Annotated in this window: 10 protein-coding genes; 8 read left to right on the top strand and 2 right to left on the bottom strand. The window is 36.9% G+C overall.

What is annotated here, in order from left to right; genetic code table 11:
• Positions 1–5: 5 nt before the first annotated feature.
• On the bottom strand, positions 6–1883 hold the full coding sequence (locus tag DSM02_RS02195) for a cation:proton antiporter (protein WP_128764107.1): 1878 nt from the start codon (positions 1881–1883) through the stop codon (positions 6–8).
• Between the two features lie 227 nt (positions 1884–2110).
• Between DSM02_RS02195 and DSM02_RS02190 the strand changes: the two genes are divergently transcribed.
• From DSM02_RS02190 to DSM02_RS02155, 8 genes are all read left to right on the top strand, one after another.
• Positions 2111–2968: an MBL fold metallo-hydrolase gene (locus tag DSM02_RS02190; RefSeq protein ID WP_128764106.1), complete on the top strand. Its 858-nt coding sequence runs from the start codon at positions 2111–2113 to the stop codon at positions 2966–2968.
• An 85-nt stretch (positions 2969–3053) separates the two neighbouring features.
• Positions 3054–4712: a S8 family peptidase gene (locus DSM02_RS02185; protein WP_128764105.1), complete on the top strand. Its 1659-nt coding sequence runs from the start codon at positions 3054–3056 to the stop codon at positions 4710–4712.
• Between the two features lie 8 nt (positions 4713–4720).
• A complete protein-coding gene (locus tag DSM02_RS02180) occupies positions 4721–6565 on the top strand; it encodes a M1 family metallopeptidase (protein ID WP_128764104.1) in 1845 nt (614 codons plus the stop codon).
• A gap of 127 nt (positions 6566–6692) precedes the next feature.
• Complete coding sequence (locus DSM02_RS02175) at positions 6693–9266, top strand: M1 family metallopeptidase (protein WP_128764103.1); 2574 nt, start codon at positions 6693–6695, stop codon at positions 9264–9266.
• Positions 9267–9343: 77 nt separating this feature from the next.
• The gene (rnpA, locus tag DSM02_RS02170) at positions 9344–9727 is read left to right on the top strand and encodes a ribonuclease P protein component (protein ID WP_128764102.1); all 384 of its coding nucleotides are present in this window, start codon (positions 9344–9346) and stop codon (positions 9725–9727) included.
• Positions 9728–9744: 17 nt separating this feature from the next.
• Positions 9745–10563: a DUF4349 domain-containing protein gene (locus tag DSM02_RS02165; protein WP_128764101.1), complete on the top strand. Its 819-nt coding sequence runs from the start codon at positions 9745–9747 to the stop codon at positions 10561–10563.
• Between the two features lie 3 nt (positions 10564–10566).
• Positions 10567–12192, top strand: a complete 1626-nt coding sequence (locus tag DSM02_RS02160; RefSeq protein ID WP_128764100.1) for a S41 family peptidase — start codon at positions 10567–10569, stop codon at positions 12190–12192.
• A gap of 143 nt (positions 12193–12335) precedes the next feature.
• Positions 12336–12713: a hypothetical protein gene (locus DSM02_RS02155; protein WP_128764099.1), complete on the top strand. Its 378-nt coding sequence runs from the start codon at positions 12336–12338 to the stop codon at positions 12711–12713.
• A 45-nt stretch (positions 12714–12758) separates the two neighbouring features.
• On the opposite strand, the gene DSM02_RS02150 is transcribed toward DSM02_RS02155, so the two are convergent.
• A complete protein-coding gene (locus tag DSM02_RS02150) occupies positions 12759–13199 on the bottom strand; it encodes a GNAT family N-acetyltransferase (RefSeq protein WP_128764098.1) in 441 nt (146 codons plus the stop codon).
• Positions 13200–13492 lie beyond the last annotated feature (293 nt).

Raw genomic sequence — 13492 nt, 5'->3', positions numbered from 1 at the left:
ATTTCTTACAAATCAATATCTGACTCTTCAACTTCTTTTTTAGCCACGGCTACTTTTTCAGGATCAAAAGGTTTACCCAAATAAACCAACTTCGTATCCGTAAAACTATCTACATCTACCTCATCCAGATTAGACTTAAGAATTTCGAGTTCACCAGATTCTTTCTTCAAGAAAATCGGAATACTATTTTTGTCAGCTCGCGTGCTTTTGACCAGTCTTTCAAAGGCTTCTTTAGATTCGATTTCAATTTCCTGGATTGTAGGATGTGCACGGGCAACTTCAGTAAGACGTATAAAATCGTCAGTAGGAGAGAAGAGTCCTTCTTGTGGGGAAGCATCAGAACTTCTCATTTCTTCTGGTGTGATCAGTCTAAACGATCCGTTTTCTCCAAAGACATCTTTAAAGCGGTTTATCGCATAATCGTTAATATCTCCGTTTCCGGTCAAGGCCATTAAATACCCCACATCATTCAGCTCAATATTATTCATCAAACTATCAGAATAAATACTTTCTTCAATAGCTTCCAGACCGCGTTCTTTTGCTTTTTCGATATTATAACTGTTGCTGTCTACAAGTACAACGTGACGCCCGTTTTGCATTAGATATTCACCTATAATACGAGAAGCTTTAGAAGCACCTATGATCACAATACCTTTAGATTCTGTAAGGAAAACACCTACTATTTTTGCAAAAAGTCGGGCAGTGGTCGCATTTAATAAAACGGTTCCCAGCACGATCATAAATACTAATGGTGTGATGTATTCTGCTCCTTCTACACCTTCGCTCACCAGTTGCAAACCAAAGAGAGAAGCAATACCCGCAGCAACAATACCACGTGGTCCTACCCAACTCACAAAAAGTTTCTCATTAAACTTTAAACCAGAACCTTTTGCACTCAGGAAAACTCCTATTGGTCGAAGTACAAAAACTACAACTGCAAAGAGCAAGGCTGCCTTCCAGGTATAAACCAGATACAGGTCTTGCATTTCAATATTAGCAGAAAGCAGGATGAATAAAAGTGATATTAGTAGAACACTCAATGATTCTTTAAAGTAAAGCAGTTCTTTGATGTTGGGCAATTTCATATTTCCCATAACCATCCCCATAACTACTACAGAAAGTAATCCACTCTCATGGGCAAACATATCTGAAAGTACAAAAACGCCCAGCACACAAGCCAGCGTAAATACATTTAATAAATAATGTGGAATCACATTGCGTTTGATACACAGCGCTAAAGCATGTGCAAACGTAAAACCGAAGGTGAAACCAAAAAGAACAATCTTACCAAACTCTTCTAATGCCGTCAACGTAAACTCGCTACCGGCACCTACGCTGATAAATTCAAAAACCAATACGGCAACGAGTGCACCAATTGGATCTATGAGAATTCCTTCCCATTTTAAAATGGTAGATATATCTTTTTTAAGTGGAATGTTACGCAGAATGGGGGTAATAACGGTAGGTCCCGTTACAATGATCAAGGCTGCAAAAAGAAAAGAAATTCTTAAGCTTAGGTCAAAAATATAATACGCAGCAGCGCCGGCTCCAAAAAAGGTAACCAGCGAACCTATGATAATAAGTTTGGTAATAACCGGCCCTACATTTTTAATCTCGCTAAAGCGTAAGGTAAGTCCGCCTTCAAAAAGTATTATTCCAATAGCGAGTGATACAAAGTTAAACAGCCGCTCCCCGGGAAAAATACCTACTTCACCATCCCAGATCGGTTCTATCCACTTAGACCCATCGTAGGTAAAAAGTGTGGATATAGGACCCACAAAAAGTCCGATTAATATAAGGGGTAAAATTGCCGGTATTTTAAATTTCCAGGCAACCCATTGAGCCAGTATGCCCAAAATAATGATTCCTCCTAATTCTAACATGAATTCAATTTTTTGCTATGATACGGCTTTATTACTCGATTTTAAAGCTCATACGATTCATTCTTTGTTAAATATAGCTTAATTACACCGGTCAGAAAATTTGATTTAACGCCGTTTTAGTAATTTGCAAGACTTTACCCTTGTGAATAGGGATAATTTGAGGTTTTCCTCAGAAAAATAAAACTTCTAATAGACGAACTTATCATAAGTTCTAGAATCAATACTTTATGACAATACACGAGATAGATGCCGGCAGCTTCAAATTAGACGGCGGTGCTATGTTTGGTGTAGTTCCTAAGACGTTGTGGACGCGTACAAATCCTGCAGACAGCAACAATATGATAGATATTGGTGCACGTTGTATGCTTATAGAACACAGCAACAGACTTATTTTAATAGATACCGGAATGGGTGATAAACAAAGCGAAAAATTCTTTGGTTATTATCATCCCTGGGGTGGAGCTACATTAGAAAATTCACTGAAAGAAAAAGGGTTTCACCCAGATGATATTACCGATGTTTTTCTAACACATTTGCATTTTGACCACTCCGGCGGTTGTATAAAATGGGCAGAAGATGGTAAAACATTAGTTCCTGTTTTTAAAAATGCTATCTACTGGAGTAATAAAGATCATTGGGAATGGGCTACAAAACCCAATGCCCGTGAGAAAGCTTCCTTCTTAAAAGAAAACATTTTACCTATCGAAGCAAGCGGCCAGCTTCGTTTTGTAGATAAGCCTGAAAAGGGCTTCACCGAAACGTCAGAATTAGATTTTGGTATCTTATTTATAGATGGTCATACTGATAAGCAAATGATTCCCCATATAACCTACAATGATATGACTCTGGTTTTTGCAGCAGATTTATTACCTACTGCAGGACATTTACCTTTACCGTATGTGATGGGTTTTGATACCAGACCTTTGTTGACTTTGGGCGAAAAAGAATCCTTTCTGAATAAAGCAGCAGATCAAGAGTATTACCTCTGGTTACAGCACGATGCACATAATCCTATAATAACGGTAAAACATACTGAAAAAGGCGTGCGCTTATCTGAAAAATTTAATATTGCAGAAGTTCTTTAAAAGTGAGGCTTTAAAGAAATTATAGAAAAATACCTCAACCTATTTCAGGTTTAAGAATCAAAATTTAAACAAATAACCCTAAGAAATGAAAAGAATATTTCTTGCAGCCTTTAGCGCTGCTTTGCTTATGTCAAGCTGTGATACTACAGCACCTTTAATAAGCATCCCTGCAGAAAACGTAGATCAACTTCCTTTAAAAGTTTCAGATTTATCTGAAGATCAACTTAAAGATTGGCCTGCAAAAGACATTCAAGAAGACACCATCCCCGGAATGAGTGTTGAAAAAACCTATGACGAACTTATAAAAGAAAAAGGTGCTTCGGTAATTGTTGCAGTTGTTGATAGCGGTGTAGATATTGAGCATGAAGATCTTAAAGCAGTAATCTGGACCAATACTGATGAAATTCCCGGAAACGGAATCGATGACGATAAAAACGGATATATAGATGACGTACATGGATGGAATTTCTTAGGAGATATCGTTCAGGAGCAGTTAGAAAAAAGTAGAATCGTTCAGAAATACGATGCGCAGTTTAAAGGGAAAACTTTAGAACAGATTCCTTCGGCACAAAAAGAAGTTTTTAAGACCTATACCAAAGCGAAAAAAGAAGTTGAAACCGAAAAAGAGGAGCTAATTCAGCAAAAAACACAATATGAGCAAATACTTGCTGCTGTTAAGAGTGCGCATACCGCTGTTTCTCAAAAATTAGGTAAAGAAGATTATACTGCAGAAGAAGTGGAGGCTTTAGAAGCTGCAACAGATATGGAGCAGCGTAACCAAGCTATCTTAACACAGATGCTTAATTATGAAGATACGATCCCTGAGTTTATCACTATGATAGGTGAGCAATTAGAGAGTATGGCAGATCGTTTGAATAACAACTACAATTTAAACGGAAATTACCGTGCGGCTCTTGGAGACAATCCTGATGATATAAAAGATACCAACTATGGTAATAATAATGTTATCGGTCCAGATCCTGAATCTGCGATGCACGGAACGCACGTTGCCGGTATTATTGCGGCAGAGCGTGATAATGGTGTAGGGATGAACGGTGTTGCAAACAATGTACAGATCATGAGTGTACGTGCAGTGCCAGACGGTGATGAGCGTGATAAAGACATCGCATTGGCAATACGTTATGCTGTTGATAATGGGGCAAAAGTGATCAACACCAGTTTTGGTAAGTATTTTGCAACCAATCCCGAGTGGGTTTATGACGCAATCAAATATGCAGCTAAAAAAGATGTGTTGATTGTAAATGCTGCCGGTAATGAGGGTGTTGACCTGGATAATGGTGATACTGTTTACCCTAACGATCAGTTAGACAATGTTACCGAGTTTGCTGACAATGTAATTTCGGTAGGTGCATTAAATGATATTTATGGTGGTAAGTTGGTTGCTAGTTTCTCAAACTACGGTAAATCTAACGTTGATGTTTTTGCACCGGGGGTTCAAATCTGGTCAACAGTACCGGGAAATGAATATCGCTTTTTACAAGGTACTTCAATGGCAGCTCCAGAAGTTGCAGGTGTAGCAGCTATGTTGCGCTCATACTACCCACAGTTTTCTGCAGCTCAGATCAAACAAATCATTATGCAAACCGGTGTAAGTACTAACATTCAGGTTGCTGCGGGTGGCGATGCTGAAAATGTAAAATCATTTTCTAGCCTTTCAAAATCAGGAAAAATGGTTAACATGTATAACGCCTTTAAAATGGCTGAATTATCAAGTAAAAACTAAAATGTAATATGAAGCTAAAAACGTTATTAAGTCTTTCGTTCTTTAGTGTTTTCGCATTGACGCAAGCACAAAATAATACCGCTTACTGGCAACAGCATGTTGACTATAAGATGGAAGTTGATATGAATGTTGAAGACTATAATTACACCGGAAAACAAGAACTGGTTTATACTAACAATTCTCCAGATACCTTAGATCAGGTGTTTTACCATTTATATTTTAATGCATTTCAGCCAGGTAGTGAGATGGATGTACGATCATTAACGATCAAAGATCCAGATCGTCGTGTGGTAGATCGCATCTCTAAATTAGAGCCGGATGAAATTGGGTTTTTAAAAGTAAATACACTTTCTCAGGATGGCTCTGCGCTAACGTATAATGTTGCCGGAACTGTTCTTGAAGTAAATCTTGCAAAACCTATCGCACCCGGCGAAAGCACTACTTTTAAAATGGATTTTAACGGTCAGGTGCCGGTTCAAATCAGAAGAAGTGGTCGCAATAACGCTGAAGGTGTAGCACTGTCTATGACTCAATGGTATCCTAAATTAGCGGAGTATGATTTTGAAGGATGGCATGCAGATCCTTATATCGCGCGTGAATTTCATGGAGTTTGGGGAGATTTTGATGTGAAGATCACAATTGATTCAGATTATACAATAGGAGGTACCGGGTATTTACAAAATACGGAAATAGGTCACGGTTACGGCGAGCCGGGTCAAAAAGCGGTGAAGCCTACAAAAGGAAAATATACCTGGCATTTTGTTGCGCCTAATGTACACGATTTTACCTGGGCGGCAGATCCTGAGTATATTCATGATAAACTAACTGCTGAAGACGGTACCGTTCTACACTTTTTCTACAAAGACAATAAAGAGATTATTGATAACTGGAAAAAATTACAGCCTAAAACTGCAGAACTTTTAGCCTATTACAACGAGCATATTGGTCAGTATCCTTACGATCAATATTCGGTGATACAAGGTGGTGATGGAGGTATGGAGTATGCAATGTGTACACTTATTACCGGTGAAAGAAGCTTTGGAAGTTTAGTAGGCGTTACTGCTCACGAATTTGCGCATACGTGGTTTCAGTTTTTAATGGCTACCAATGAGCAAAAACATGAGTGGATGGACGAAGGCTTTACTTCTTACATTTCTGATGAAGCGATGAATACCGTTATGGAACAAAACAACCCTAATCCTCAAGCAGGTAATTACAATTCATACTTCAGATTGGCTAAAAGTGGTTTTGAACAACCACAAACTACCTATGCAGATCGTTATGCTTTAAATGCAGCTTATGGAGCTTCTGCTTATTCTAAAGGTGCAGTCTTTTTAGCACAATTAGGTTATATTATTGGTAAAGAGAACCTTGATGAAACGCTCAAGCAATATTTTGACAAATGGCATTTTAAACATCCTACGCCTAACGATTTTAAGCGTGTAGCAGAAAAAGTGAGCGGGATGCAGTTAGACTGGTATTTAGTAGACTGGACACAGACTACAAACACCATAGATTATGCTATTAAAAACGTTGAAGAAGTAGATGGTAAAACCCAGGTAACCCTGGAGCGCAAAGGGCTTATGCCTATGCCTATAGATTTTTACATCAACACTACAAACGATGAGAATGAAGCTTATTATATTCCCTTACGTATGATGCGTGCTGAGAAGGCAAATCCATTTCCTGAAATGAAGCGTATGCAATTAGAAGATTGGACTTGGGCTAGTCCTACTTATACATTTACGATAGACAAACCTCTTGCTGAGATCAAGGCAATGACAATAGATGCACAGCAATTGATGGCAGATATTGACCGAACTAACAACAGCTGGTCAAAAGAAACTGAGTAAACTCGGTAATCGATATTTATTTTAGCAAATAATTTAAAAGCCGCTTTCAAAATTGAAAGCGGCTTTTTTAATTCTTAGAACCACGAGTTTTCCCGATATTTAGCTCATTAAACTTTATGCTTCCCTAATGATAACCCGAATTTTAGTTCCAATTTTAGTTTTAAGCCTGTTTTCTTGCCAGAATGCTTCAGAAGTAAAAACACTTCTCAGTCCCGGTATTTCTAAAGAACTGGCAGATTTTAGAAAAGAACAACTGAGTGCTATTATCTACAATTTGAGTTTTTCCATTCCTGAAAAAATTGAAGATTCAATCCCGGCAAGACTAGATTTAGAAGTTACTATTAGCGATACTTCACAACTGCTTTATCTTGATTTTAATGTTGAAAAAGGTCACGTAAATAGAGTAGTGGCAAATGCTGAAGAAATCACTATTCAGCATAAAGAAGAGCACATTATCATTCCTTCAGAACATTTAAAAAACGGTGTTAATAACGTTATTATTGAATTTATTGCAGGCGAACAATCCCTAAACCGTAACGAAGATTTCTTATACACCTTATTGGTTCCAGATCGTGCGAGCACGTTGTTTCCGGTTTTTGATCAGCCTAATTTAAAAGCGGTTTATAACTTAAGCATTACCGCACCAAAAGACTGGGAAGTACTGGCAGGAGCTCCTGAGGTTGATCAAATTTCAGAAGGGGATTTTATAACGCACAACTTTGGCACTTCAGATAAAATGAGCTCGTATTTGTTTTCATTTGTCGCCGGTAAATTCAGCGTAGCTAATCAGAAAATAGCTGATCTGGATATGAACATGCTCTACCGCGAGACCGATAGTGCCAAGATACAAGCAAGTCTCAATCCTATTTTTGAACTTCACGCCGGTGCTGTAGATTTTTTAGAAGATTATACCGCTTATGATTTTCCATTTCAGAAATTAGATTTTGCTGCAATTCCTATTTTTCAATACGGAGGTATGGAACACGTAGGTGCTATTCAATACCGCGAATCTTCGTTGTTTTTAGACAATACTGCTACTGAAAGTCAAAAACTCAGTAGAGCGAAACTCATCGCCCACGAAACCTCACATATGTGGTTTGGCGACTTGGTAACGATGAACTGGTTTAACGACGTCTGGATGAAAGAAGTCTTTGCTAATTTTATGGCAGATAAAATTGTGAATCCGGCTTTTCCTGATGTGAATCACGAGCTGCTTTTTGTATTGAGCCACTATCCCAGTGCATATGGGGAAGACCGCACACAAGGTTCTAATCCCATAAGGCAGCAACTGGATAACCTAAAAAATGCCGGTTCTTTATACGGAAGTATCATCTACAACAAAGCGCCAATTATGATGCGCCAGCTCGAACTTGCAACTGGTAAAGAAGCATTTCAAGAAGGAATTCAAGCGTATATAAAAACCTATGCAAATGACAATGCAGTATGGAATGATCTCGTTACGATTCTAGATACAAAGACCGATATTGATCTCAAGAAATGGAGTGAAGTCTGGGTTAATCAAAGTGGAAGACCTGTTATTTCTGAAGAATTGATCTATGCTGAAGATGGAAGTATTCAGTCTTTTCATTTAACGCAACAAGCCGAAGATGGGAGTGACAAAATCTGGCCTCAAACATTTAAAATAGGCTTGGTATACCTAGACTCTACTCAAGTTATTACTGCTACATTTGTTGATCAAAAACTACAGTTGAAAAAAGCTGAAGGTTTACCCAAACCTCAGCAGATCATCTACAATTATGACGGGATGGGTTATGGTGTTTTTCCGCTGCAAGAAGAAGATTTATTAAAAATTACTTCTTTAAACGATGAGGTGGCCCGCGGTTACAGCTACATCAACACGCACGAAAATCTATTGAATGATCGCCTTGATCCGGTAGCAGTTTTTGATCTGTATAAAAATGGATTAATTGCCGAAAAAAATGCGCTGATCCTCAACCGAATTTCAAGTCAGACTCAAAATTTATTCTGGACTTATTTTACCGAAATGCAACGGGAAAGTCATCAACAAGAACTGGAAGATTTAGTTTATAACCAACTTCAAAAAGACCTGCCTGCAAATAGTAAAAAAACACTTTTTGGTCTGTTTAAATCTGTGGCCTCTTCAAAAAGTGGAAAAGAGCGTTTGTATGCTATCTGGAATCAAGAAACTAAAATAACTAATCTCAAACTCAACGAAGACGATTATACCAGTATGGCAATGACTCTGGCGCTTTACGGTCACGAGAATACAACTGAAATTCTACAAAAAGCAGAAGCTTCAATCACAAATCCAGATAAGAAAAAAAGGTTTCAGTTTTTACAACTTGCCTTGTCTGCTGATGAAGCTACACGAGATGGATTTTTTGAAAGCCTGAAGGATTCTAAAAATAGAGAAAAAGAATCCTGGGTACTTTCTGCTCTGGGGTATATCAATCATCCCTTGCGTCAAGAAAGCAGCATAAAACATCTTAAAACAAGCTTAGAATTGCTAGAAGAAATACAATTGACGGGTGATATTTTCTTTCCTAAAAACTGGTTGAATGCAACTATAGGTAATTATTCTTCAGAAGAAGCCTATCAAATACGAGAAGCGTTTTTAGAGAATAATCCTGATTTAAATCCTGTGTTGAAAAACAAATTGTATCAAGCTACTGATGATCTGGACCGTTTGCATCGTATGCGTTCACAACTTGAAGATTAATGAGCAATACAAGCTTCTAAGGATTGCCCGGGAAGTTGGTTATCTTTACACTTTAAAATTTCGCCTTCGGCAAAAAAATGAAGCAAACCTTTCCTAAAAAAGAGCATTTAAAGCGTAAGAAATTGCTGGATGAATTATTCAGTACCGGTAAAAAAGTGAGTGCTTATCCGCTGCTGCTTTTTTATGTAGAAACTCCATTGCCAGAAGAAAATATTGCTATACAAGCCGGGGTTTCGGTAGCAAAACGCAATCACAAACTTGCCGTTACCCGCAACCGCATAAAACGCTTAATGCGCGAAGTTTACCGAAAAAACAAGACACAGTTTCAAACAAATGACAAGACTTTTGCGTTTATGTTTATCTATACCGGCAGAGAAGTGATGGCTATTGAAGAACTTGATAAAGCGATGTTGAAACTAGCTGAGAAATTTAATAAACTACACCTGCCCGAAAATCTTTAAATTAAAATGAAGCACCTATGAAAATACTTGGTTTTTTAATGTTGAGTATGGTTTATATGTGCTCAAGTGGTGGTTCAGAAAGTAATACTGAACTTGCATCTCTGGAAATGGAAGAAGCTGCATATGATGATGTATCGTATCAAGAACACGATTCATCAACAGATTCTGATAAAAATTTAGAGCAGCAAATTATCAAAACCGGTAATCTGCGTTTTGAAACTCAAAATCTTTCTGAAACCAAATCAACTATTTTAAAAGCAGTTGAAGCTACAGATGGATATATTCAGAATGAACGTTCGGGTAAAGATTATCAAAGCAATTATCAGGAGTTACAGTTACGCATTCCTTCTAAAAATTTTCAGCAGGCATTAACGATCATCTCAAAAGGCGTTGAATTTTATGATGAGAAATCAATCAGTCAACGTGATGTAACCGAAGAATTTATTGATTTAGAAGCGCGCTTAAAAGCAAAACGAGAACTTGAAAACAGGTATCTTCAACTTTTAGAAAAAGCCAGATCAGTAAAAGAAATCCTTGAAATTGAACGGGAACTTTCCACAATACGTGAAGAAATAGAAGCCAAAGAAGGAAGACTCAATTACCTAAAAAAGCAGGTTTCATACAGTACGCTCACTGTTTATTTTTATAAAACTACTGTAGAAAGTGGCATAACACATTCTTATGGTTCTAAAATTATTCAGGCTTTAAAAGGGGGCTGGCAAGGTATTTCAACCTTTTTATTGGGCATACTTTATATATGGCCCTTTATAATCTTATTGATTCTTGCTATCTTTCTAATACGACGCTGGCAGCGTAAAAAAGCATTAAAAAAATAATATATGAAAAAGCGCATACTCATATCAGCAACTGCTGTAGTGATCTTGTTTACGACCGTTAGTTTTAAAAGTGATTTTTTTGAAATCGCTAAGCAAATCGAAATTTTTACCACGCTGTTTAAAGAACTCAACATGAATTATGTTGATGAAGTAAACCCTGCTGAGTTGATGGATAGCGCGATTGAAGGTATGCTTGCAGATCTGGATCCCTACACTAAATACTGGACAGAACAAGAAGTAGAAGATGCTCGCATCAGCAACACCGGTGAATATACCGGCATTGGTGCTTCGGTGTTGACGCGTAATAAAACCATTACTATTCTCGAAACTTATAAAGATTATCCTGCTGATAAAGCCGGATTACAAGCGGGTGATGAGTTGATAAAAATAGGAGATATCAACATTGCAGATTTTGAAGATGATGCAGGTGACCTTTTACAAGGTGCTCCCGGTACCAGTATTCCTATCACCTATAAACGCCAGGGAAAATTGCAAACCACCTCTTTGAAGCGTGAAGAAATTGATATTGAAGCTGTACCTTTTTACACACTTATTGACACTAAAGTAGGATATATTGTTTTGTCTAAGTTCAATAAAAAAGCATCTTCAGAAACTGCTGCTGCAGTAAAAGAATTGAAAAGTGAAGGAGCAACTTCGATCATTTTAGATCTGAGAGGAAATCCCGGTGGTTTATTAACCGAAGCCATAAATGTGAGTAATTTATTTTTACCAAAAGGAAAATTAATTACCACCACAAAATCAGTAATTGAGAAATACAATCAGGAATATTATACACGCAACGAGCCTTTAGATACACAAATACCGGTTGCTGTGTTAATAAATGGTCGCAGTGCCTCTGCAAGTGAGATTGTTTCGGGTTCTCTGCAAGATTATGACCGTGCGGTAATTGTAGGTGCTCGTAGTTTTGGTAAAGGTCTTGTACAACGGCCTAAAGAGCTTACTTACGGCACCCAATTGAAGATTACTATCTCAAGATATTATACACCTAGTGGACGCTGCATACAGGCCTTAGATTATTGGAATCGTGATGAAAGCGGAAACGCAGTGCGTACAAATGTGGCTGATTATAATGAGTTTAAAACCAGTACAGGTAGAAAAGTTTACGATGGGGGTGGAGTCTTACCGGATATTCAGATAGAATCTGCAGGAATGAGCGCCATTACAGAAGCTTTATTAAGGGATCAGGCGATTTTTGATTTCGCTACAGATTACTTATACAAGCATAATTACAGTAATTTGGAAGATTTTGATTTTTCTGCTTCAGATTATGCTGCCTTTAAAAATTTTCTCGATAAACAAGGATTTGCCTATCAAACCCAAACCGAAAGAGATCTGGAAAAAGCGTATATCATTGCTGAAAAAGACAATCTACAAAGTGACATCAGTACCGAATATGCCAATATCATGAAGACAATAGATGCTGCTAAAAAACAGCAGTTGGATAAAAAGGAACGCGAAATTTCAAAATTAATCATTGACGAATTGGTCAAAAGATATTTTTACAGAGAAGGTTTGTATAAATATCAACTTACACACAACGAAGAAATTGCCGAAGCTAAATCTATTTTAAATAATAGCAGTAAATACTTAAAAGTATTGAATCGCTAATTCTATGCTTAATTAACCAAAAAAGTGAAATATACTAGAATTTTTTTAGAATATAGTATAATTAATTTAATAATTAACATTGAAAATCAAGTATTTAACCTTAATTTAAGAGTTATTTAATACCTATCTCTTACATTATAGTTATGATAACTATAGATAAGGATACCGATAAGAACACAGAAATTTTAGGAACCGCGATAAGCTATTTAGAAGATAGAGGATTTGAAAATATCAAAGCCGATACAGACGGATTTGAATCTCCTAAATCGTATATCAGACGCGGAAGTGAAGTGTCTATAACACCAGACATAGTAGCTGAACGCGATGGCGAGAAACACATTTTTGAATTGAGTTTAAAATCTAAGAAACCCAGACTATTAAAGTCTAAGTGGTTATTTTTAGACACTTTGAGCGGTATGAAGAATTTTAAATTTAAAATTTTTACCACAAGAGGACATTATAAATTTACCGATGAGACTTTAAATAGTATCAACTTAAATAAAACCCCTGTTAAGATTTAAAAGGCATCTTACATAACATAAAAAAACCGCCAGTTGGCGGTTTTTTTATACTTTAATCATACGTATGTGTGGTATATCATCTTCGAGATATCCTTCTCCAACTTCTTGAAAACCGAGTTCGTTATAAAATTTCTTAAGATACGTTTGCGCAGATAACTCTATAGTTTTTGTATTTAAATCAGTTTCTATATGAGTTATAGAAGCTTGCATTATTACTTTACCATAACCATATTGACGCTGGTTTTCTTTAACCAGAACTCTACCTATACTTGCATTGTTAAAATATGCACCGGGTTCAAACAATCGCGTATAAGCAACTAGTGAACCTTCTTTATATCCTAAAACATGTAAAGCTTTCTGATCTTTACCGTCTACATCTTGATACGGGCAGTTTTGTTCAACAACAAATACTTCAGCACGTAGCTGTAGTAATTCATATAGTGAATGAATTGTTAATTGCTCAAAGCTTAGTATTTTAATTTCCATAAGTTACTTTTAGAGGTGATGCAATATCTGCATCTTTTAAAAATATTCCTTAGAAAACAACGCTTTAAACTCTGGTAAAACTGTTTTAGGTAATACTGTGAGGAATTAAGGCGAACTAGTTTATATATAGAAGCAAGCCTAGGAATATTTAAATCTCGAATATCGAGTAAAACACTGTGTGAATAACCGTATTTACTTTGATTACTAGTTCTAAAGGGCTTGCAGCTCTTTATTGAACTTAACGATCTCGAATCAAATGAGTTAACACTTAGTTAACATAAATGTTTATAAGT

It is taken from the genome of Leeuwenhoekiella polynyae, assembly GCF_004104075.1.
Lineage (GTDB): Bacteria > Bacteroidota > Bacteroidia > Flavobacteriales > Flavobacteriaceae > Leeuwenhoekiella > Leeuwenhoekiella polynyae.
This window is presented reverse-complemented; position numbering and strand designations above follow the sequence as displayed.

Bases quoted from the DNA above. Each gene is read 5' to 3' on its own strand.
- rnpA (WP_128764102.1), top strand. From the start codon at position 9,344: ATGAAGCAAACCTTTCCTAAAAAAGAGCATTTAAAGCGTAAGAAATTG.
- DSM02_RS02155 (WP_128764099.1), top strand. From the start codon at position 12,336: ATGATAACTATAGATAAGGATACCGATAAGAACACAGAAATTTTAGGA.
- DSM02_RS02195 (WP_128764107.1), bottom strand. From the start codon at position 1,883: ATGTTAGAATTAGGAGGAATCATTATTTTGGGCATACTGGCTCAATGG.
- DSM02_RS02160 (WP_128764100.1), top strand. From the start codon at position 10,567: ATGAAAAAGCGCATACTCATATCAGCAACTGCTGTAGTGATCTTGTTT.
- DSM02_RS02175 (WP_128764103.1), top strand. From the start codon at position 6,693: ATGATAACCCGAATTTTAGTTCCAATTTTAGTTTTAAGCCTGTTTTCT.
- DSM02_RS02165 (WP_128764101.1), top strand. From the start codon at position 9,745: ATGAAAATACTTGGTTTTTTAATGTTGAGTATGGTTTATATGTGCTCA.
- DSM02_RS02150 (WP_128764098.1), bottom strand. From the start codon at position 13,199: ATGGAAATTAAAATACTAAGCTTTGAGCAATTAACAATTCATTCACTA.
- DSM02_RS02180 (WP_128764104.1), top strand. From the start codon at position 4,721: ATGAAGCTAAAAACGTTATTAAGTCTTTCGTTCTTTAGTGTTTTCGCA.
- DSM02_RS02185 (WP_128764105.1), top strand. From the start codon at position 3,054: ATGAAAAGAATATTTCTTGCAGCCTTTAGCGCTGCTTTGCTTATGTCA.
- DSM02_RS02190 (WP_128764106.1), top strand. From the start codon at position 2,111: ATGACAATACACGAGATAGATGCCGGCAGCTTCAAATTAGACGGCGGT.